The sequence below is a fragment of the Micrococcus flavus genome (assembly GCF_014204815.1).
Taxonomy (GTDB): Bacteria; Actinomycetota; Actinomycetes; order Actinomycetales; family Micrococcaceae; genus Micrococcus; species Micrococcus flavus.
Genome location: NZ_JACHMC010000001.1, coordinates 988,292 through 1,008,690 on the forward strand (window position 1 = coordinate 988,292; position 20,399 = coordinate 1,008,690).

General features: G+C 75.6%; 20 protein-coding genes. 19 read left to right on the forward strand and 1 reads right to left on the reverse strand.

Annotation, left to right across the window (positions count from 1 at the left end; translation table 11 throughout):
- Nucleotides 1-59: 59 nt before the first annotated feature.
- Nucleotides 60-512 carry a D-aminoacyl-tRNA deacylase gene (gene dtd, locus BJ976_RS04600; RefSeq protein WP_135030282.1) on the reverse strand — a complete coding sequence of 151 codons (453 nt, stop codon included), beginning with the start codon at nucleotides 510-512 and terminating at the stop codon, nucleotides 60-62.
- Nucleotides 513-526: 14 nt separating this feature from the next.
- On the opposite strand from dtd, the gene BJ976_RS04605 reads away from it, so the two are divergent.
- The 19 genes from BJ976_RS04605 (at nucleotide 527) to carA (ending at nucleotide 20,397) form a co-directional block, all read left to right on the forward strand.
- Nucleotides 527-1,864 (forward strand): MFS transporter, encoded by a 1,338-nt coding sequence (locus BJ976_RS04605; RefSeq protein ID WP_135030283.1) that lies wholly within the window; start codon nucleotides 527-529, stop codon nucleotides 1,862-1,864.
- 12 nt (nucleotides 1,865-1,876) lie between these two features.
- The gene (locus tag BJ976_RS04610) at nucleotides 1,877-3,289 is read left to right on the forward strand and encodes a replication-associated recombination protein A (protein WP_135030284.1); all 1,413 of its coding nucleotides are present in this window, start codon (nucleotides 1,877-1,879) and stop codon (nucleotides 3,287-3,289) included.
- Between the two features lie 155 nt (nucleotides 3,290-3,444).
- The gene (locus BJ976_RS04615; protein WP_229667036.1) at nucleotides 3,445-3,990 is read left to right on the forward strand and encodes a YflT domain-containing protein; all 546 of its coding nucleotides are present in this window, start codon (nucleotides 3,445-3,447) and stop codon (nucleotides 3,988-3,990) included.
- A 351-nt stretch (nucleotides 3,991-4,341) separates the two neighbouring features.
- Complete coding sequence (gene rpsD, locus BJ976_RS04620; RefSeq protein ID WP_308421543.1) at nucleotides 4,342-5,076, forward strand: 30S ribosomal protein S4; 735 nt, start codon at nucleotides 4,342-4,344, stop codon at nucleotides 5,074-5,076.
- Nucleotides 5,077-5,264: 188 nt separating this feature from the next.
- Nucleotides 5,265-5,609 carry a hypothetical protein gene (locus tag BJ976_RS04625; protein WP_135030286.1) on the forward strand — a complete coding sequence of 115 codons (345 nt, stop codon included), beginning with the start codon at nucleotides 5,265-5,267 and terminating at the stop codon, nucleotides 5,607-5,609.
- Complete coding sequence (gene alaS / locus BJ976_RS04630; RefSeq protein WP_135030287.1) at nucleotides 5,606-8,317, forward strand: alanine--tRNA ligase; 2,712 nt, start codon at nucleotides 5,606-5,608, stop codon at nucleotides 8,315-8,317. The genes BJ976_RS04625 and alaS overlap by 4 nt, the downstream gene beginning before the upstream one ends.
- 13 nt (nucleotides 8,318-8,330) lie before the next feature.
- Entirely contained in the window at nucleotides 8,331-8,885 is a 555-nt protein-coding gene (gene ruvX, locus BJ976_RS04635; protein WP_376698705.1) for a Holliday junction resolvase RuvX, read from the forward strand.
- Nucleotides 8,882-10,291, forward strand: a complete 1,410-nt coding sequence (locus BJ976_RS04640; protein ID WP_184231826.1) for an endolytic transglycosylase MltG — start codon at nucleotides 8,882-8,884, stop codon at nucleotides 10,289-10,291. Before ruvX ends, BJ976_RS04640 begins: the two co-directional genes overlap by 4 nt.
- The gene (locus tag BJ976_RS04645) at nucleotides 10,288-11,259 is read left to right on the forward strand and encodes a shikimate dehydrogenase family protein (protein WP_135030977.1); all 972 of its coding nucleotides are present in this window, start codon (nucleotides 10,288-10,290) and stop codon (nucleotides 11,257-11,259) included. The genes BJ976_RS04640 and BJ976_RS04645 overlap by 4 nt, the downstream gene beginning before the upstream one ends.
- Nucleotides 11,260-11,272: 13 nt before the next feature.
- Nucleotides 11,273-12,508, forward strand: a complete 1,236-nt coding sequence (aroC, locus tag BJ976_RS04650) for a chorismate synthase (protein ID WP_135030976.1) — start codon at nucleotides 11,273-11,275, stop codon at nucleotides 12,506-12,508.
- Nucleotides 12,505-13,161 carry a shikimate kinase gene (locus BJ976_RS04655; protein ID WP_229667040.1) on the forward strand — a complete coding sequence of 219 codons (657 nt, stop codon included), beginning with the start codon at nucleotides 12,505-12,507 and terminating at the stop codon, nucleotides 13,159-13,161. The genes aroC and BJ976_RS04655 overlap by 4 nt, the downstream gene beginning before the upstream one ends.
- Nucleotides 13,158-14,321: a 3-dehydroquinate synthase gene (gene aroB / locus BJ976_RS04660; protein ID WP_135030975.1), complete on the forward strand. Its 1,164-nt coding sequence runs from the start codon at nucleotides 13,158-13,160 to the stop codon at nucleotides 14,319-14,321. The genes BJ976_RS04655 and aroB overlap by 4 nt, the downstream gene beginning before the upstream one ends.
- Nucleotides 14,322-14,404: 83 nt before the next feature.
- Nucleotides 14,405-14,968 carry an elongation factor P gene (efp, locus tag BJ976_RS04665; protein WP_135030974.1) on the forward strand — a complete coding sequence of 188 codons (564 nt, stop codon included), beginning with the start codon at nucleotides 14,405-14,407 and terminating at the stop codon, nucleotides 14,966-14,968.
- Nucleotides 14,961-15,410: a transcription antitermination factor NusB gene (gene nusB / locus BJ976_RS04670; protein ID WP_135030973.1), complete on the forward strand. Its 450-nt coding sequence runs from the start codon at nucleotides 14,961-14,963 to the stop codon at nucleotides 15,408-15,410. Before efp ends, nusB begins: the two co-directional genes overlap by 8 nt.
- 169 nt (nucleotides 15,411-15,579) lie before the next feature.
- Nucleotides 15,580-16,206, forward strand: coding sequence for a bifunctional pyr operon transcriptional regulator/uracil phosphoribosyltransferase PyrR (gene pyrR / locus BJ976_RS04675; protein WP_135030972.1), 627 nt, complete (start codon nucleotides 15,580-15,582; stop codon nucleotides 16,204-16,206).
- 3 nt (nucleotides 16,207-16,209) lie between these two features.
- Entirely contained in the window at nucleotides 16,210-17,223 is a 1,014-nt protein-coding gene (locus BJ976_RS04680) for an aspartate carbamoyltransferase catalytic subunit (RefSeq protein WP_135030971.1), read from the forward strand.
- Nucleotides 17,220-18,584: a dihydroorotase gene (locus BJ976_RS04685; protein ID WP_135030970.1), complete on the forward strand. Its 1,365-nt coding sequence runs from the start codon at nucleotides 17,220-17,222 to the stop codon at nucleotides 18,582-18,584. Before BJ976_RS04680 ends, BJ976_RS04685 begins: the two co-directional genes overlap by 4 nt.
- Nucleotides 18,581-19,210, forward strand: coding sequence for a PH-like domain-containing protein (locus BJ976_RS04690; protein WP_135030969.1), 630 nt, complete (start codon nucleotides 18,581-18,583; stop codon nucleotides 19,208-19,210). The genes BJ976_RS04685 and BJ976_RS04690 overlap by 4 nt, the downstream gene beginning before the upstream one ends.
- Nucleotides 19,207-20,397, forward strand: a complete 1,191-nt coding sequence (carA, locus tag BJ976_RS04695) for a glutamine-hydrolyzing carbamoyl-phosphate synthase small subunit (RefSeq protein ID WP_184231827.1) — start codon at nucleotides 19,207-19,209, stop codon at nucleotides 20,395-20,397. The genes BJ976_RS04690 and carA overlap by 4 nt, the downstream gene beginning before the upstream one ends.
- Nucleotides 20,398-20,399 lie beyond the last annotated feature (2 nt).

Genomic DNA, 20,399 nt, shown 5'->3' on the forward strand with positions numbered 1-20,399 from the left:
GGCGGCGCTGGCGCGCCGCTCCGCGCGGGCCCGGGCGGCGGAGGGACGTGGGTCGCCGCTCATCCGCGCCGCGGCCCGGCGAGGTCGGAGGTGTCCACGACGAGCGTGAAGGGGCCGTCGTTGACGAGGGCGATGTCCATCTGCGCCCCGAACACCCCCCGCTCCACGCGCACGCCCTCCGCCTCGAGCCCCGCGGCGAACCGCTCGTACAGCGGCTCGGCGTGCTCCGGGCGGGCGGCGCCGGTCCAGGAGGGGCGACGGCCCTTGCGGACGTCCCCGTAGAGCGTGAACTGGCTGACCACGAGCGCGGGCGCACCGGCGCTGACGAGCGAGGCCTCGCCGTCGAGCATCCGCAGGGTGGCCACCTTGGCCGCCAGGGCGTCGGCCTCGGCGCCGGTGTCCTGCGTGCTCACCCCGAGCAGGATCACCAGCCCGGCGCCCTCGAAGGAGCCGACCACCTCCCCGGCGACGGTGACGGAGGCGGATCGGGCGCGCTGCAGGACGGCTCTCATGGCAGGATCCTCGCATGCTCACGATCACCCCCGCCGCGGCCGCGCCTGGAGGCCGGCCGCCGCGCGGGGCGGCGCGCTGGCTGCTCGCCTCCAACGGGCTCGACGCCGCCGGACGGTCGGCGACGGGGATCGTCGTGGAGGTGCTGGCCGTCCTCGTCCTGGGCGCCGGCGCGATGCAGATGGGCGTGCTCGGCATGCTGGGCACGCTCGGGTACCTCGTGTTCGGGATTCCGGTGGGCGTCCTCGTGGACCGGCACCTCAGCCCGCGCCTGCTCGTGGCGGCGGGCTTCGTCAAGGGCGGCCTGCTGGCCACGGTGCTCGTCGCGCTGGCCCTGGACGCGCTGACGTTCTGGCACCTGGCCGCGGCCTCGGCCCTGGTGGGCGTGGCTGCGGTGGTGTCCGAGACGGCACAGACGGCGCTCGTGCCCCGCACCGTCCCCCGGGACGCGGTGCCCCGGCAGATCGCGCGGCTGGAGTCGGCCGACTCGGCGCTGGGCATCATCGTCCCGGCCGGCACCGGCCTGCTCGTCGCGGCGGCGGGCGCCGGGCCCGCCCTGGCCGTGGCCGTCGTCTGCACGGCGGCGGCGGCGCTGGCCGCGCTGCGCGTCCGGATGGGTCCGCCCCCGTCGAGGGAGGAGCCCGCCGACGTCGAGGACGGCGCCGACGGCCCCTCGTCGGCCGGCGCCGCGTGGCGCGCGCTGTTCGCCGACGCGGGCGCCGGCTGGCGGGCGGTGCGGCGCACCCCGGTGCTGTGGTGGCTCAGCCTCGGCTCCATGACGGCGAACGCCGGCATGAGCGCCTTCGCGGCAATCGAGCCCCTGTTCGTGCTGGACACGCTCGGGCTCTCACCGGTGTTCCTGGGCATGGTGGCCGGGGTGGGCTCCGCGGCCGCGCTGGTCGGCTCGCTCCTCGTGACCCCGTTCGCCGCCCGCGTGGGCCAGCGCGGCGCCGTGCTGACGGCGCAGGCCGCATTGGTCGCGTCCGTGGCCCTGCACGTGGCGGCGTTCCTGGACCAGGGGCGCGCGGCCGCGTGGCTGCTGGCCGGCGGCGCGCTGTGGGGCGTGGCGATCGTGGTGAACAATGTCACCCAGCAGTCGGTGGCCGCCCGCGTCAGCTCTCCGGAGGTGCTCGGTCGGGTCATGGCGTTCCGGCGCACCCTGACCATGGGCGTCGTGCCCGGGGCCATGCTGGGCGGCGGCGCGCTCGGTGCGGTCGCCGGCCCGGGTGCGGTGCTCGCCGCGTGGCTGGGCCTCGCCGTCGTCGGGGCCGTCCTGGCCGCCGTCGCCGTGCGGAGCCTGCCCGCGGCGGGCGACGGGACTGCGCGCCGTCGTCGTGTCCGGGGCGGGGCCTAGGCTGGGGGCACCATGGCTGACCTCTTCTCCGCGGCGCACGAGTCCGACGACGACGCCCCCGCCGGCACGGTCGCTCGCCCGCACGCCTCGGCCCCGCTGGCGGTGCGGATGCGCCCGCGCACGCTGGACGAGGTCCTGGGCCAGGCGCACCTGAAGCGTCCCGGCTCCCCGCTGCGCAAGCTCACCGAGCCCTCCGCCGCCGGCCAGGCCGCGGGGCCGAGCTCGATCGTGCTCTACGGCCCGCCCGGCATCGGCAAGACCACGATCGCCCACGTGATCGCCCGCGCGGAGGGCCGCACCTTCCGGGAGCTGTCCGCCATCACCGCCGGCGTCAAGGACGTGCGCCAGGTGATGGAGCAGGCCCAGCGGGAGCGCGACCTCTACGACCGCACCACGGTCCTCTTCCTCGACGAGATCCACCGATTCTCCAAGGCCCAGCAGGACGCGCTGCTGCCGGGCGTGGAGAACAGGTGGGTGGTCCTCGTGGCCGCCACCACGGAGAACCCCTCCTTCTCCGTGATCGCGCCGCTGCTCTCCCGGTCCCTGCTGCTGACCCTGCGCCCCCTCGACGACGCCGACCTCGCCGCGCTCGTGGACCGCGCCGTCGCGGACGAGCGGGGGCTGAACGGGGCCGTGACCCTCACCCCCGGCGCCCGCGACTACGTGGTCCGGATGGCCGGTGGCGACGCGCGGCGGGCCCTCACCGTGCTCGAGGCCGCGGCCGGCGTCGGGCTGGACCGCGCGGCGGCCGCCGCGTCCGAAGCCGACGGGGGCTCCCCGGCGGGCCCGGTCGAGGTCACCGAGGAGGACGCCGCCCAGGCGATGGACCACCAGGTGCAGCGCTACGACAAGGACGGCGACCAGCACTACGACGTCATCAGCGCGTTCATCAAGTCCATCCGCGGCTCGGACGTGGACGCCTCGCTCCACTACCTGGCGCGCATGCTCGAGGCGGGGGAGGACCCCCGGTTCATCGCCCGGCGCCTGATCATCTCCGCCTCCGAGGACGTCGGCATGGCCGACCCCACGGCCCTGCAGACCGCCGTGGCCGCCGCGCAGGCGGTGCAGCTGATCGGCATGCCCGAGGGGCGGATCATCCTGGCGCAGGCCGTCACCCACCTGGCCACCGCGCCCAAGTCCAACGCCTCCTACACGGCGGTGGACGAGGCGATCGCCGACGTCCGTGCCGGCCGCGGCGGGCCCGTGCCGGCGCCTCTGCGGGACTCCCACTACCCCGGGGCGTCCGCCCTCGGCCACGGCGAGGGGTACGTCTACAGCCACGACGAGCCCCACGCCGTCGCGCGCCAGCAGTACGCACCGGACCCGCTGGTGGGCAAGGACTACTACCGCCCCAAGCCGATCGGCGCCGAGAAGCGCCTCGTGGACCAGGTGGCGGCGCTGCGCAGGATCACCCGCGGGGAGTGAGCCAGCGGCCGCGCACCGTGCGCGGCGCGGGGGAGTGAGGCGGGGCACAGTCCCGCCGGCGGGGAACACACAGGTCAGCGCCCGGGTTGTCCCAGGGGAGAGGACGGCGGAGCCGCTCCGCCGTCTCGACCATCCGAGACCGAAGGAGCCCCGCCATGTCCCAGCAGCAGCCCTACGCCCAGGACCCCCACAGCACCGCCCCCGCCACGACCGCCGACGCCGCCTACGCGGGCGGCCCGCTGGGCGCGGCCGACCACCGCGTCCTGGAGTCCGTGCCGGACTACGCCCGCGCGCAGGCGATCGTGGACCAGCTCTCCGACGCCGGCTTCCCCGTCGAGCACGTGCGGATCGTCGGCACGGGGCTGCGCACCGTGGAGCAGGTCCTCGGCCGGATGACCACCGGGAAGGCCGCCGGTCGCGGCGCCGTGCAGGGCCTCTGGTTCGGCCTGCTGCTCGGCCTGCTGTTCTCGATCTTCTCCCCGGGCTTCGGGTTCCTCTGGATCCTGCTCATCTCCCTGGGCCTCGGCGCCCTGTGGGGTGCCGTCTTCGGGGCGATCGGCCACGCCGCGACCCGCGGCCGCCGCGACTTCAGCTCCCTGCAGACCATGGACGCCGCCTCGTACGAGGTGCAGGTGGAGGCCGCCCACCTCGATCGGGCCCGCCAGACCCTGGGCGCCGGCCCGGCCGCCCCGCGCGCCTGACCCGTCCGCCGGCGGGGTCGGCCCGCGCCGTCCGGTCTGGACAGGCCCCGCACCCCGCCCCGGCCCCGAGCCGAGCGGCCCGCATCCCTCGTGTTGCGCTCACGACACGCCGTCGTCGTGCGCAGGCGGCGAGTCGTGAGCGCAACGGAGGAGGAGCAGCCCCGGACACGCCGCCCCCGTCCGTTTCGGGCCGACGCCGGCCGCTCTGGTAGGGTGGACCGGTCTGGCAGGCGCTGCGCCCCGGACGCATCCCCCTCGAACGGATCCCGCGGACACCCGCGTGCCCGGACGGGGGTCGCGCAGCGCATCAGTGGATGACGGGCGGCGGCACGCCCCTCAGCTCTCCTCAGGATCGCGGGGAGGCCAGGTTCGAGTCCCCTTGACCCGTGCGCGAGCACGGCGACGGACCCTCGAGACAAACCCCATCCGTGCCGCACGTCAAGGAAAGTGAGGACCACCATGAGTGGCAACCTTCGCACCCGCCGCACCGTCCGGCACTCGCGCGCCCTGGGCATCGCCCTGACCCCCAAGGCCGAGAAGTACATGGAGCGCCGCCCGTACGGCCCCGGCCAGCACGGCCGCGCCCGTCGCAAGCAGGACTCCGACTACGCGGTGCGCCTGAAGGAGAAGCAGCGTCTGCGCGCTCAGTACAACATCCGCGAGGCGCAGATGCGTCGCTACTTCGAGGAGGCCAAGCGCACCGCCGGCCTGACCGGTGAGAACCTGGTCGAGCTCCTCGAGATGCGCCTGGACGCCCTCGTGCTGCGCGCCGGCTTCGCCCGCACCATCCAGCAGGCCCGCCAGCTCGTCGTGCACCGCCACATCATGGTGGACGGCAAGCGCGTGGACATCCCCTCGTTCCGCGTGAAGGAGGGCCAGATGATCCACGTGCACGAGCGCTCGGAGAAGATGGTGCCCTTCCAGCTGGCCGCCGCCGGCGCCCACCAGCAGGTCCTGCCCGCCACCCCGGGCTACCTGACCGTGGAGATCGAGAAGCTCCGCGCCACCCTGACGCGTCGCCCGAAGCGCTCCGAGGTCCCCGTGACCTGCGAGGAGCAGCTCGTGGTCGAGTACTACGCGCGCTGATCCGTCCCGCCGGGGCTCGCCCCGGACGACGGCGCCGCGTGCGTCCCGCAGGCCCGGTCCCCTTCACGGGGGCCGGGCCTGCGGCCTGTCCGGCCGCCGCGGACCCGGTGTGCTCCGGGGGTCGATGCGCCCGCGCCGGTAGAGTGGGGCCCGTGCGCCCGCCGGGGCGCCCATGTCAGGAGGACACCGTGATCCGTTCGCTGCTGCTGCTCGGCGCCGGCACCGCCGCCGGGTGGCTCGCCCATCGCGCGACCGAGTCGGGCCGCCGCGCCGCCGAGCAGGAGGCCGGCCGCCGCGTCCGCGAGACCCTGGACCCCACCCGCCTGGGCCGATCCGCGGGCCAGGCCGTGGGGGACGCCGCCGCCGAGGCCGTCGCCCAGAGCGCCCAGGCCTTCACGGAGCGGCTGCGCGCCGACGCCCCGCCGTGGGTGTCCCAGCTGCTGGGCCCGGCGTCGTCGGCACGTACGACCATCCCCGGCGAGGCCGTCGACGCCCCCGCCGCCCCGACCACCCCGAAGGACCCGCACGCATGAAGTCCCACGAGATCGCCCGCCGCTGGACGGCCTACTTCGAGCAGCGCGGCCACCTGGCCGTGCCCTCGGCCTCCCTGGTCTCCCCGGACCCCTCGCTGCTGTTCACCGTGGCCGGCATGGTCCCGTTCATCCCGTACTTCCTGGGGGAGCAGACCCCTCCCGCGCCCCGCGCCGTGTCCGTGCAGAAGTGCATCCGCACCGCGGACATCGAGGAGGTCGGCAAGACCGTCCGCCACGGCACGTTCTTCCAGATGTGCGGCAACTTCTCCTTCGGTGACTACTTCAAGGAGAAGGCCATCCCGCTGGCCTGGGAGCTGCTGACCACTCCGGTGGCGGACGGCGGGTTCGGCCTGGACCCCGACCGCCTCTGGGTCACCGTGTACGAGGAGGACGACGAGGCCGCGCGCATCTGGCGTGAGGACGTCGGCGTGCCCGCCGAGCGCATCCAGCGCATGGGCACGGCGGACAACTACTGGAACACCGGCCAGCCCGGCCCCGGCGGCCCCTGCTCTGAGATCTTCTACGACCGCGGCCCGGAGTACGGCGCGGAGGGCGGGCCCGCGGCGGACGACACCCGCTACATCGAGATCTGGAACCTCGTGTTCATGCAGTACCGGCTCTCCCAGGTGCGCTCGAAGGACGACTTCGACGTGGCCGGCGAGCTGCAGAACAAGAACATCGACACGGGCCTCGGCCTCGAGCGCCTCGCCATGATCCTCCAGGGCGTGGAGAACATGTACGAGACGGACCAGGTCCGCCCCGTGCTCGACCGCGCCGCGGAGCTGGCCGGCCGCGAGTACTCCTCCACCGAGGACCCGTCCGACCCGCACTACGAGGACGACGTGCGCCTGCGCATGGTGGCCGACCACGTCCGCTCGGCCCTGATGCTGATCGGCGACGGCGTGACCCCCGGCAACGAGGGCCGCGGCTACGTGCTGCGCCGCCTGATCCGCCGCGTGGTGCGCGCCCTGCGCCTCATGGGCGTCACCGAGCCGGTGTTCCCCGAGCTGCTGCCGGTGTCCCGCGACGCGATGTCCGGCGCCTACCCCGTGGTGGCCGAGGAGTTCGACCGCATCTCCCGCATCGCGTATGCCGAGGAGAAGGCGTTCCTGCGCACGATCGCCGCGGGCACCGCCCGCCTCGACTCCGCCCTCGCCCAGGCCCGCGACGCCGGCGCGGGCGTGGCCGGCGCGGACGCGTTCGAGCTGCACGACACCTACGGCTTCCCGATCGAGCTGACCCTCGAGATCGCGGAGGAGGCCGGCGTCGCCGTGGACCAGGAGGGCTTCCGCGCCCTGATGGCCGAGCAGCGCGACCGCGCCCGCGCGGACGCCAAGGCCAAGAAGTCCGGCCACGGCGACACCGCCGTGTACCAGCGGCTGCGCGCCGAGGGCCAGACGCATTTCACCGGCTACACCGAGCACACCACCGAGTCCGTGGTCCGCGGCCTGCTGGCCGGCGGCGAGGAGGTCGTGTCCGCGGGGGCCGGCCAGGAGGTCGAGCTCATCCTGGACGCCACGCCGTTCTACGCCGAGTCCGGCGGCCAGGCCGCCGACACCGGCCTGATCACGGGCGACGGGTTCACCCTCGAGGTCCTCGACGTCCAGGCGCCGGTCAAGGGCCTGTCCGTGCACAGGGTGCGCGTGGCCGAGGGCGAGGTGCCCGTGGGCGCCGACGCCGTCGGCCGGATCGACCTGCAGCGCCGCCTGGACGGTGAGAAGGCGCACTCCGGCACGCACCTGGTGCACGCCGCGCTGCACCAGGTCCTCGGCCCGGAGGCCACGCAGTCCGGCTCCTTCAACAAGGAGGGCTACCTGCGCTTCGACTTCCGCTGGGCGGAGGCCGTGTCCGCCATGGCGCGCTCGGAGATCGAGGACGTCGTGAACATCGCCATTCGGGACGACCACCAGGTCCTCACCCAGGAGATGTCCCTGGACGAGGCCCGGAGGATGGGCGCGATGTCCCTGTTCGGCGAGAAGTACGGTGACCGGGTGCGCGTCGTGGAGATCGACGGCGCGTGGTCCCGCGAGCTCTGCGGCGGCACCCACGTGGGGCGCACCGCCCAGATCGGCTCACTGACCCTGCTGGGCGAGCAGTCCGTGGGCTCGGGCAACCGGCGCGTCGAGGCCCTCGTGGGCCTGGACTCCTTCCGCCACCTCGCCGCCGAACGGAGCCTGGTCTCCGACCTCTCGGAGATGTTCAAGGCGCCCGCGGACCAGCTCAAGGACCGCATCGCGGCCACCATGGACCGGCTCAAGGCCGCCGAGAAGCAGGTGGCCGAGCTCCAGGCGAAGGCCCTGCAGGCCCAGGCCGGCCAGCTGGCCGCCCAGGCGCGCCCGGAGACGACGACGTCCGGGACGTCCGTCTCCGTGCTCACCCACCACGTGGGCGAGGTGGCCGGCGACCAGCTCCGCTCCCTCGTGCTCGACCTGCGCGCCCGCCTCGAGAACGCCGCCGGGAACGCGGCCGGCACCGCCGTGCTCGTCGCCCTGACCGGCGAGGCCAAGGGGCGCCCGCTCGTCGTCGTCGCCACCAACGAGGCCGCGCGCGCCGCCGGCCTCAAGGCCGGCGCCATGGTCAAGACCGCCACCGGCGTGCTCGGCGGCGGCGGCGGCGGCAAGGACGACGTCGCCCAGGGCGGCGGCCAGGACGCCTCCGCCGTGCCGCAGGCCCTCGACGCCGTCCGCGCCGCCGTGCGGGACGCCTGAGGTCTTGCCCGACGTGGACGCCGCGCACGGCCGACCCGCCCCCGACCCGACCGGTCCCGCCGACGGGCCGGGGGCGGACGCCGTGGTCCGCGGGCGCATGCTCGCGGTGGACGTCGGACGTGCCCGGGTGGGGCTCGCGGCCTCCGACCCCGACGGGCTCGTGGCCACCCCCGTGGCCACGCTCCGCCGCGACGTGCGCGGCCGGCGCGACCTCGACGAGCTCGCCGGCCACGCCGCGGAGCTGGACGTCGTGGCCGTGGTGGTGGGCCTGCCGCTGAACCTGCGCGGGGAGCACACCCCGTCCACGGACGACGCCCTCGCCTACGCCGCGGCCGTCCGCGAGCGCCTGGCCCGGGACGGTCGGCACGTGCCCGTCCGGCTCGTGGACGAGCGCCTGAGCACGGTGACGGCCCAGGCGGGCCTGCACCGGGCCGGGCGCCGGGTCAAGGACAGCCGGGACGTGATCGACCAGGCCGCCGCCGTGGCCATCCTGCAGTCCGCGCTCGACGAGCAGCGGCGGACCGGCACGTGGGCCGGCGCGCCCGCCGAGGAGGAGACCGACCGATGAGCACCCCGCCCGAGACTCCGCACTGGCACGACGAGGAGCCCGACGACGACCTCGACGTGTTCTCCTTCGTGCACCACGACGACGAGGACGCGGACGGGGGCGACCCCGCGGACCGCACCGGGTCCGGACGTGGCGAGGCCGGCCGGGACGGGGGCGACGCCGTCGACGCGGACGGTGCCGCCGCGGGGGCCGCGCGTCCCCGCCGGGCGCTCGGCGTCGGCGGGCCGCGGGGGCGGCTGCGCGCCGGTCTGGCCGGGGCGTCCGCGCGCACCCGGGACGCGGTGGCCCGCGTGGCCCCGGCGCGCGGGCGGGCCTCCGGAGCGGCCCCCGCGGCCGGCCACGGGGCCTACGCCCGAGGCGGCCGCTCCGGCCGCGGGCTGCGCACCGCGCTCGTGCTGGGTCTGGTGGCCCTCGCCGTCGTGGTGGGGGCGGCGTGGCTGACGCGCGGGCTGTTCGCGCCGGCGGACCGTCCCGAGGCCTCGGGCGAGGACGTCACGTTCACCGTCCGCCCCGGGGAGGACCTGGGCTCGATCGCCGCCCGGCTCGACGAGCGCGGCATCGTGGCCTCGGACCGCGCGGTGCTGGCGGCCGCGGAGGAGGCCGGCGAGACCTCGGTCGGGGCGGGGGACTACGTCCTGCGCGAGCGGATGCCCGCGGCGGACGCGCTGGCGGTCCTGCAGGGCCGGGCCGACGGCGCCGCCCACTACGTGCTCGTGGGCCGCGGCCAGTGGCTCGACGAGGCCCTCGACGCCCTGGCCGAGTCCACCGGCATCCCGCGGGCGGAGTTCGACGCGGCCGCGGCGGACCCCACGGCGTACGGCGTGCCGGCCGAGGCCCCGAGCCTCGAGGGCTGGCTGGACCCCGGCGAGCACTATCCGCCCGTGGACGCGGGCGCCGAGGACATCCTGGCCGAACTGGTCAAGCCCCGCCTGGCGTTCCTCGAGCAGCACGGGGTGACGGACCCGGCCGAGCAGCAGCGGGTGGTCACCGTCGCCTCCATCCTGGAGGCCGAGGCCCTGCCGAAGGACTACCCCCGCGTGGCCGGCGTGATCGAGAACCGCCTGGCGGACGTGGACGCGGAGACCCGGGGCCTGCTCCAGGTGGACTCCACCGTCAACTACGGCCTCGGCCGCCGGAACCTGCAGTTCACCTCCGCCCAGCGCGCGGACGAGTCCAACCCGTACAACACCTACCAGCACCGGGGCCTGCCGCCCGGGCCCATCGGGATGCCCTCGGACGCCGCGGTGGAGGGCGCCCTGGACCCGGTGCCCTCGGAGGACCTCTACTGGGTGACCGTGGACATCGCCACCGGACGCACGGAGTTCTCCCAGACCTACGAGCAGCACCGGGAGTACCAGGAGCAGTTCCGCCGGTACTGCGCCCAGAACCCGGAGATCTGCTCGTGAGCCCGGCGGCCGCCCCCCGCCTGCGCGCGGCGGTCCTGGGCCGCCCGGTGGCCCACTCGCTCTCCCCGGTCCTGCACCGCGCCGCGTGCGCCGTGCTCGGCCTGGACGTGGACTACACCCGCGAGGACCTGGGCGAGGACGAGGTGGCCGGGTTCCTCGCGCACCGGCTGGGCGCGCCGGGTTGCGCCGCGGCGCCCGCCGCCCTCGGCGACGGCGAGGACTGGCTGGGCTGCTCCGTGACCATGCCCCTGAAGGCCGCCGTGGTGGCCGCCGCCGACGAGCGGACGGCCCGCGTGCGCGCCCTGGGCGTGGCCAACACGCTGGTGCGGGACCACCCCGACCACCCGGGGCGCATCCTCGCCCACAACACGGACGTGGACGGGATCGTCCGGGCCCTGGCCGACGGCGGCCTGGACGCCTCCGCCCGTGGCGGCACGGTGGGCGTCCTCGGGAACGGGGGCACGGCCTCGGCCGCCGTGGCCGCGGCCCACGCCCTCGGGGCGGACGCCGTGCGGTTCGGGGTGCGAGAGCCCGGGCGGGCCGCCGACGTCGTCCGGCTGGCCCGCGGCCTCGGGATGGAGGCCGTCGCGTGCGGGCAGGAGGAGCTCGTGGCCGGGGCGGGCCGGCTGCGCGCCGTGGTGGCCACCCTGCCGCCGCGCGCGGCGGATCCGCTGGCGGAGGCGGTCGCCGACGCCGCGCTGCCCCCGCTGCTGGACGCGGCCTACGACCCGTGGCCCTCCGCGCTCGCCCGCGCCTGGTCGGCGGCCGGGGGCACCGTGGTCTCCGGCGTGGCGATGCTCCTGCACCAGGGGGTGGAGCAGGTGCGCCTGTTCACCGAGCGGCCCCGCCGGGAGCGGGGCGTCGCCGAACCGGACTGGGCGGCCGTCACGCGCGCCGCCGCGCAGGCCCTCGGCCCCGCGGCCCTGCCGGGCGGGGTCACACGGCGCGGCGCGCGCGGGGGTGCGTGAGAGGATCGGGCGTATGGTGCGCTGGTTGACAGCGGGCGAGTCTCACGGCCCCGCGCTCACAGGAATCGTCGAAGGACTGCCCGCCGGGATCCCGGTGACGACGCAGGACGTGCAGGACGCGCTCGCGCGCCGCCGTCTCGGCTACGGCCGCGGCGCGCGCATGTCGTTCGAGCAGGATGCCGTGACCATCCTCGGCGGCGTCCGGCACGGCCTGACCCTCGGCTCCCCGGTGGCCATCCAGGTGGGCAACACGGAGTGGCCCAAGTGGGAGAAGGTCATGGCGGCGGACCCGGTCCCGGCGGAGGAGCTCGCCGGACTCGCCCGCAACGCCAGGCTCACGCGCCCGCGCCCCGGGCACGCGGACCTCGCCGGCATGCAGAAGTACGGCTTCGACGAGGCGCGCCCGCTGCTGGAGCGCGCCTCGGCGCGCGAGACCGCCGCCCGCGTGGCCCTCGGCACGGTGGCCCGCTCGTTCCTCGCCGAGCTGGGCGTGCGGATCGTCTCCCACACCGTGGCCTTCGGCACCGTCGCCCTGCCGGAGGACCACGCCTTCCCCCGGCCCGAGGACCAGGACCGGCTGGACGCGGACCCCGTGCGCTGCCTCGACCCCGAGGTGTCCGCCGCGATGGTCGCCGAGGTGGACGACGCCCACAAGGCGGGGGAGACCCTCGGCGGCGTCGTGGAGGTCCTGGCCTACGGCGTGCCCGTGGGGCTGGGTTCGCACGTGCACTGGGACCGTCGGCTGGACGCCCGCCTGGCGGGCGCCCTGATGGGCATCCAGGCCATCAAGGGCGTGCAGGTGGGGGACGGGTTCGCCACGGCCGCCCGCCGCGGGTCCCAGGCCCACGACGCCATCGCCCGGGGCCAGGACGGGCGGCCGCGGCGCGTGACCGAGCGTGCCGGCGGCATCGAGGCGGGCATGTCCACGGGCGAGGTGCTGCGCGTGTCCGCCGCCATGAAGCCGATCGCCACGGTCCCGCGGGCGCTGCCCACGGTGGACGTGGCCACCGGGGCCGAGACCACCGCGCACCACCAGCGCTCCGACGTCGCCGCCGTGCCCGCGGCCGGGATCGTGGCGGAGGCCATGGTGGCGCTCGTGCTGGCGGACGCGCTCTTGGAGAAGTTCGGCGGCGACTCGGTGGCCGAGACCCGCCGCAACCTCGAGGCGTTCACCACGTCCCTGCCGACCCTGCCGGACGCGCCGGCCGGGGGCGGGGGCGAGGGCCCCATGGGCGACCCGCTGTCGTGACGGACGCGCCCTCGCCCGCGGACCTCGCCCCCTCCTGGGAGGCCATGGTCCGGGGGCTGGACGCGCAGCTGGCCGCCGCCCGGGTGCGGCGGGACATCGCCGCCGGCGGGCCGGCGGCCCCGGCCGGCGTCGTCATCGTGGGTCCGATGGGCGCGGGCAAGACCACGGTGGGCCGGCTCGTGGCCGAGCGGCTGTCCCTGGCGTTCGTGGATGCGGACGACCTGTTCGTGCGCGCCCACGGTCCCATCCCGGCGTTCTTCGCCGAGCACGGGGAGCCGGCCTTCCGGCGGGAGGAGGAGCGCGTCGTCGCCCACGTCCTGGACCGGCCCGATCCCTGCGTGCTCGCGTGCGGGGGCGGGGTCGTGCTGAGCGCGGCCACCCGCCGGCGCCTGGCGGCGTCCCCCGCGCTCGTGGTGAGCCTCACCGTGGCGGAGGAGGAGGCCCTGCGCCGCGTGGGCGGCGGCGCGGGCCGGCCCGTGCTGGCGGGCGACCCTGCGGGCACGTGGCGCCGCATCCTCGCCGAGCGCGCCCCCCTGTACCGGGAGGTCGCGGGGGCGGAGGTGGACGGCACCGGCCGACCCCCGTCCGAGGCCGCCTCGCGTATCGTGGACCTGATGATCCCCCCGACCCCGAGGAGTCGAACGCGCCCATGACGGACATCCAGCCGGACCCGATCGAGACCGCCCCGCCCGCCGGCGCCGCACCCGCCGCGGCCCCGGCGGACGTCACCGTGATCCCCGTGTCCGGGGGCTCCGCCGCGGAGGCCTCGGGCGGCTACGACGTGGTGGTGGGCCGCGGCCTGCTCGCCCGGCTGCCCGCCATGCTCGGCCCCCACGTGCGCCGCGTCCTCGTGATCCACCCGCGCGCCCTGCGCGCCACGGGCGACGTGGTCAAGAACGACCTCGAGGCGGCTGGGCTGACGTCCCTCACCGCCGAGATCCCGGACGCCGAGGAGGGCAAGCACCTCCAGGTGGCCGGCTTCTGCTGGCAGGTCCTGGGGCAGAACGACTTCACCCGCTCGGATGCCGTGGTGTCCGTCGGCGGCGGCGCCGTCTCGGACCTGGCCGGCTTCGTGGCCGCCACGTGGCTGCGCGGCGTGCGCGTGGTGCACATGCCCACCACCCTGCTGGGCATGGTCGACGCCGCCGTGGGCGGCAAGACGGGCATCAACACGGCTGAGGGCAAGAACCTCGTGGGCGCGTTCCACCCGCCGGCCGGCGTGCTCGCCGACCTCGACACGCTGCTGACCCTGCCCGCGAACGAGCTGGTCTCTGGGCTGGCCGAGGTGGTCAAGTGCGGCTTCATCGCCGACCCGGAGATCCTCGACCTGATCGAGGCGGACCCGGTCCAGGCGCAGAACCCCCACTCGGCCGTGCTGCGCGAGCTGATCGAGCGCTCGATCGCCGTCAAGGCGCGCGTGGTGTCCGAGGACCTGCGCGAGTCCGGCCCCCGCGAGTCCCTGAACTACGGCCACACCCTGGGTCACGCGATCGAGCTGGCCGAGCGGTACCAGTGGCGTCACGGCGCCGCGGTCTCGGTGGGCCTGGTGTTCGCCGCGGAGCTGGCCCGCTCCCTGGGCCGGCTCGACGACGCGACGGCGGACCGCCACTGGTCCGTGCTGCAGGCCCTGGGCCTGCCCGTGTCCTACCGGGGGGACCGCTGGCAGTCCCTGCTGGACGGCATCCGTCGGGACAAGAAGAACCGGGGCGACCAGCTGCGCTTCGTGCTGCTCGAGGGGCTGGGCCGGCCGGTCACCGTGGACATCCCGGACGCGTCCCTGCTGTTCGCCGCCTACCAGGAGATCGCCGAATGAGCCTCGCCAGTACACTGGCAGGCGCACACTGACAGACAAGGACGCGGGCCCGGCGTGGCCCGCAGCAGATCGGGAGAGACCACGTGGCGACCACCAACGACATCAAGAACGGCTCCGTGCTGAACCTGGAGGGCCAGCTCTGGAACGTCATCGAGTTCCAGCACGTGAAGCCGGGCAAGGGCGGCGCGTTCGTGCGCACCAAGATGAAGAACATCACCACCGGCAAGGTCGTGGACAAGACCTTCAATGCCGGCACCAAGGTGGAGTTCGCCACCGTGGACCGCTCGGACTACCAGTACCTGTACCAGGACGGCGAGGACTACGTCTTCATGGACGTCAAGGACTACGACCAGATCACGGTGCCCGCCGCCGTCGTGGGCGACGCCGCCCGGTTCATGCTGGAGAACACCCAGGTGGTCATCGCCCTGAACGAGGGCACCCCGCTGTACCTCGAGATGCCGGCCTCCGTGGTCCTGGAGATCACCTACACCGAGCCGGGCCTGCAAGGGGACCGCTCCTCGGCCGGCACCAAGCCCGCCACCGTGGAGACCGGCGCCGAGATCCAGGTGCCGCTGTTCGTGGAGCAGGGCACCCGCGTCAAGGTGGACACCCGCTCCGGCGACTACCTGGGCCGCGTGAATGACTGACACCCCCTCCCCGTCCGCCGCGAAGCGGGGGACCACGGCCCGCAGCCGCTCCCGGCAGCGCGCCGTGGAGATCCTCTTCGAGGCCGAGGCCCGCGGGTCCAGCGTCCTCGAGGGCATCCGCACGCGCCGGGAGAGCACGGACCTGCAGGTCAACGAGTACACCCAGCGGCTCGTGGAGGGCGTGATCGCGGACCAGGAGCGCCTGGACGAGGCCCTGACCTCGTACTCGCGGGGCTGGCCCCTGGACCGCATGCCCGCCGTGGACCGTGCCATCCTCCGCGTCGGTGCGTGGGAGCTGCTGTTCCAGGACGATGTGCCGGACGGCGTCGCCGTATCCGAGGCCGTGGCCCTCGCCGCGGCGCTGTCCACCGACGACTCGCCCGAGTTCGTGAACGGCCTCCTGGGCCGGCTGCAGCAGGTCAAGCCCACTCTGCTCGCCTGAGCCCGCCCGCTCCCTCCCCACGGCCCGGGGCCGGCGTCATCCGCGACGCCGGCCCCGGGCCGCGCTGGTAGCCTCGGAGGAGCGCCCGAGCCCGGCCCCGCGCCGACGCGGCGGGCGCGCACCGCATCCTTTAACGACCGTCCTGTGAGGCGGGGAAGGAGGCGCCGGCATGGGTCAGACCCCGGCCGCACCTCGTGCTGCACGCACCGTCCTGACGTCCCCCGAGATCGACCGCGCCCTCACCCGCATCGCCCACGAGATCCTCGAGGCGAACAAGGGCCCGGCGGGCCTGGTGCTGATGGGCATCCCGCGCCGCGGCGTGCCCCTGGCCCGCCGCCTGGGCGCCGTCCTGCACCGGATCGACCCCGCGTTCGACGCCGGCGCGTCCGTGGGCGAGGTGGACGTCACCCTGTACCGCGACGACCTGCGCCGCGGCACCGCGCGCACCCCCGCCCCGACGCGGCTGCCGCGCACCCCGATCGACGGCGCCGTGGTGGTCCTCGTGGACGACGTCCTGTTCTCCGGCCGCACCGTCCGGGCCGCCCTCGACGCCCTCGCCGACCTCGGCCGCCCCGCCGCGGTCCGCCTGGCCGTCCTCGTGGACCGCGGGCACCGCGAGCTGCCGATCCGCGCCGACTTCGTGGGCAAGAACCTGCCGACCTCCACCGCCGAGCGCGTCCAGGTGCGCCTCGTGGAGGTGGACGGCCCCGCCGTCGGCGGGCACGACGGCCAGGACGCCGTCCGCATCGCGGACGCCGTGGCCCACACCGCCGCCGAGACCCCCCGGGAGGGCTGAGCCGTGCGCCACCTGCTCGACACCGCCGACCTGACCCGCGCCGAGGCCCTCGCGATCCTCGACACCGCCGAGGAGATGGCCGCCGTCAACGACCGCGAGGTCAAGAAGCTGCCCGCCCTGCGCGGGCGCACCGTGGTCAACCTCTTCCTCGAGGACTCCACCCGCACCCGGATCTCCTTCGAGGCCGCAGCCAAGCGCCTGTCCGCGGACGTGATCAACTTCTCCGCCAAGGGCTCCTCCGTCTCCAAGGGCGAGTCGCTCAAGGACACCGTGCAGACCCTCGAGGCGATCGGCGCGGACGCGATCGTCATGCGGCACTGGTCCTCGGGCGCGGCCCGCCAGCTGGCCGACTCCGGCTGGGTGCGCTCCGCCGTCGTCAACGCCGGCGACGGCACCCACGCCCACCCCACCCAGGCGCTGCTGGACGCGTTCACCCTGCGCCGCCACCTCGCCGCCGAGACCGGCCGCCGCCCCGAGGGGACGGACCTCGCCGGCCTCCACGTGGTGATCGTGGGGGACATCCTCCACTCGCGCGTGGCCCGCTCCAACGTGTGGCTGCTGGCGCTGCTGGGGGCGCGCGTGACCCTCGCCGCCCCGCCCACCCTCCTGCCCGTGGGCGTGGCCGCCTGGCCGGCCCGCGTGACGTACTCGCTGGACGACGCCCTCGAGGACGCCCCCGACGCCGTCATGATGCTCCGCGTGCAGGGCGAGCGCATGGGCGGGGCCTTCTTCCCCTCCGCGGGGGAGTACACCCGCACGTGGGGCCTCACCCCCGAGCGGTTCGCCCGCCTGTCCGCCCGCCCGGGCGGCGCCCTGGCCGCGCCGCTCGTGATGCACCCCGGCCCCATGAACCGCGGCCTGGAGATCTGCGACGCCGCCGCCGACTCCCCGCGCAACACCGTCCTGGAGCAGGTGGCCAACGGCGTGTCCGTGCGCATGGCCGTGCTGCACCTCGTGCTGAACCAGGACGCCGCCGCCCCCGCCCCGCCCGCCCCCGCCCAGGAGGACCGCCCGTGAGCACCCCCACCACCGCCCTGCCCGCCCTGCTCTTCCGCGGCGCCACCCTCGCCTCGGGCCGGACCGCCGACGTCCTCGTGGCCGACGGGCGTGTGGCCGCCGTCGGCGAGGTCGACGAGGCGCGCGCCCACGACGCCCGGCAGGTCCCGGCCGAGGGCCTCGTGCTCCTGCCCGGCCTCGTGGACCTGCACACCCACCTGCGCCAGCCCGGCAAGGAGGACGCCGAGACGGTCGAGACCGGCACCCGCGCCGCCGCCCTGGGCGGCTTCACCGCCGTGCACGCCATGGCCAACTCCACGCCCACGGCGGACACCGCCGGCGTCGTCGAGCAGGTGTGGCGTCTCGGCCGCGAGGCCGGCTGGTGCGACGTCCACCCGGTGGGCGCGGTGACCGTCGGCCTGGCGGGGGAGGCCCTCGCCGACCTCGGCGCGATGGCCGACTCGCAGGCATCCGTGCGCATGTTCTCCGACGACGGCATGTGCGTGCACGACGCCGTGATCATGCGCCGCGCCCTCGAGTACGTGAAGTCCTTCGACGGGTTCGTGGCCCAGCACGCGCAGGAGCCCAGGCTCACCGCCGGCGCCCAGATGAACGAGTCGGAGCTCTCCGGCGTCCTCGGTCTGGCCGGCTGGCCCGCCGTCGCGGAGGAGGCGATCATCGCCCGCGACGTCCTCCTCGCCCAGCACGTCGACTCCCGCCTGCACGTCTGCCACGTCTCCACCGCCGGCTCCGTCGAGCTCATCCGCTGGGCCAAGGAGCAGGGCGTCAAGGTCACCGCCGAGGTCACCCCCCACCACCTGCTGCTCACCGAGGAGCTCGTGCGCAGCTATGACCCCGTGTTCAAGGTCAACCCGCCCCTGCGCCGCGAGTCCGACGTGCTCGCCCTGCGGGAGGCGCTCGCGGACGGCACGATCGACACGGTGGGCACCGACCACGCCCCCCACACGGCGGAGTCCAAGCAGTGCGAGTGGACCGTGGCCGCGATGGGCATGACCGGCCTCGAGACCGCCCTGTCCGTGGTGCAGCAGGCCATGGTGGACACCGGCCTGATGGACTGGGCCGGCGTGGCCCGGGCGATGTCCGTGACGCCCGCCCGCATCGGCGGCCTCACCGAGCAGGGCCGGGCGGACGAGGACGGCGTGCCGCTCGTCGGCGCCCCGGCCAACCTGGTCCTGTGGGATCCCGCCGTGCGGCGCACCGTGGACCCGGGGACGCACGCCACGCGCTCGCGCAACAGCCCGTACCGCGGCATGGAACTGCCCGGCGCCGTGGTGCACACCGTGTACCGGGGCCGGCAGGTCGTCGTCGACGGCGCCCTCGGCGAGCCCGTGCGCCACCCGGCCGAGGGGAGCACGGCGTGAGCGTCCCGGCCCTGACGACGACGGCGGCCGCCCTGGCCGGGGTGCGCCCCGTGGCGCCCCGGGCGCCCATGAAGGACTACGCGGACGTGTGGCTGCCCATCACGCTCGGCACCCTCGCGGTCATCGCCCTCCTGCTCGCCCTGCTCTGGTGGGGCTGGCGGGGTCGGCGCCGCCGCCAGGCGGGCGTCCCGGCGCCCGCCCCGGTGCCGCCCGAGGTGCTCGAGCGCGAGCCCGCCGAGCGCTCGGAGGGCATGTTCGTGGGCACCGTGTCCGGGCAGGACCGCCTGGACCGGGTCGCCGTCCACGACCTCGGGATCCGTTCGGACGCGGTCGTGGAGGTCCACACCGCGGAAGACCGGCCCGGGCTCCTCGTGCTGCGCCCGCACGTGGCCCCGCTGTTCGTGCCCGCCGCGCACCTGGTGGAGGCCGGCCTCTCCGCCGGGATCGCCGGGAAGTTCACGGAGCCCGGCGGCCTGGTGGCGTGGGGCTGGCGCCTCGGCGACGCCGACCTCACCTCCGCCTTCCGCCCCCGCCGCCCCGAGGACCGGGCGCGCCTGCTGGCGGCCCTGCAGACCATCATCGACCGCGCGGCCCCCGTCCGCGCAGGACAGGAGGACGCCCGATGAGCACCCCGACCCCCGAGACCGCCGTGCTCGTGCTCGAGGACGGCACCGTGCACCGCGGCCGCCCCTACGGCGCGCGCGGCACCACCCTGGGCGAGGCCGTCTTCACCACCGGCATGACCGGGTACCAGGAGACCCTCACCGACCCCTCCTACGCCCGCCAGATCGTGGTGCAGACCGTCCCCCACATCGGCAACACCGGCGTCAACGACGAGGACGCCGAGTCCCGCGCCATCTGGGTGGCCGGCTACGTGGTCCGCGACGCCGCCCGCCGCCCGTCGAACTGGCGCTCCGAGCGCACCCTGGACGAGGAGCTCGCCGCCCACGGCGTGGTGGGCATCCAGGACGTGGACACCCGCGCGATCACCCGCGCGCTGCGCACCGAGGGGTCCATGAAGGCCGGCATCTTCTCCGGCGCGGACGCACAGCGCCCCGAGACCGAGCTGCTGGAGGAGGTCCGCAGCCAGCCCTCCATGGCCGGGGCCCGCCTGGCCGAGACCGTCACCGCGGAGGCGGCCTACGTCGTCGAGCCCGCCGACCACGGATGGGAGGGGGAGCCGATCGCCACGGTCGCCGCCCTGGACCTGGGCATCAAGGCCGCCACCCCGCGGCATCTGGCCGCCCGCGGCATCCGCGTGCACGTGCTGCCCGCGGACGCGGACTTCGCCGCGATCCAGGCCGTGCAGCCGGACGGCGTGTTCCTCTCCAACGGCCCGGGCGACCCCGCCACCGCGGACGAGCAGGTGGCCGTGCTGCGCCAGGTGCTCGATGCCGGCCTGCCGTACTTCGGCATCTGCTTCGGCAACCAGATCTTCGGCCGCGCCCTGGGCTTCGGCACCTACAAGCTGCCGTTCGGCCACCGCGGCCCCAACCAGCCCGTGATGGACAAGGCCACCGGCCGGGTGGAGATCACCTCGCAGAACCACGGGTTCGCCGTCGACGCGCCGATCGGCGAGGTCGTGGAGGCCCCCGAGGCGCGCTACGGCCGCGTGGAGGTCTCCCACTGGTCCCTCAACGACCAGGTGGTCGAGGGCCTGCGCCTGCTCGACCGCCCCGCCTTCTCCGTCCAGTTCCACCCCGAGGCCGCCGCCGGGCCGCACGACTCGCTCGGCCTGTTCGACCGCTTCGCGCAGGCGCTCTCCGAGCGCCGCGCCGGCACCGCCGCGTCCGCCACCACCGAAGGAGCCTGATC

Coding starts and splice junctions, on each gene's coding strand:
- dtd (WP_135030282.1), bottom strand. CDS start 512: ATGAGAGCCGTCCTGCAGCGCGCCCGATCCGCCTCCGTCACCGTCGCC.
- BJ976_RS04605 (WP_135030283.1), top strand. CDS start 527: ATGCTCACGATCACCCCCGCCGCGGCCGCGCCTGGAGGCCGGCCGCCG.
- BJ976_RS04610 (WP_135030284.1), top strand. CDS start 1,877: ATGGCTGACCTCTTCTCCGCGGCGCACGAGTCCGACGACGACGCCCCC.
- BJ976_RS04615 (WP_229667036.1), top strand. CDS start 3,445: ATGTCCCAGCAGCAGCCCTACGCCCAGGACCCCCACAGCACCGCCCCC.
- alaS (WP_135030287.1), top strand. CDS start 5,606: ATGAAGTCCCACGAGATCGCCCGCCGCTGGACGGCCTACTTCGAGCAG.
- BJ976_RS04640 (WP_184231826.1), top strand. CDS start 8,882: ATGAGCACCCCGCCCGAGACTCCGCACTGGCACGACGAGGAGCCCGAC.
- aroC (WP_135030976.1), top strand. CDS start 11,273: ATGGTGCGCTGGTTGACAGCGGGCGAGTCTCACGGCCCCGCGCTCACA.
- aroB (WP_135030975.1), top strand. CDS start 13,158: ATGACGGACATCCAGCCGGACCCGATCGAGACCGCCCCGCCCGCCGGC.
- nusB (WP_135030973.1), top strand. CDS start 14,961: ATGACTGACACCCCCTCCCCGTCCGCCGCGAAGCGGGGGACCACGGCC.
- pyrR (WP_135030972.1), top strand. CDS start 15,580: ATGGGTCAGACCCCGGCCGCACCTCGTGCTGCACGCACCGTCCTGACG.
- carA (WP_184231827.1), top strand. CDS start 19,207: ATGAGCACCCCGACCCCCGAGACCGCCGTGCTCGTGCTCGAGGACGGC.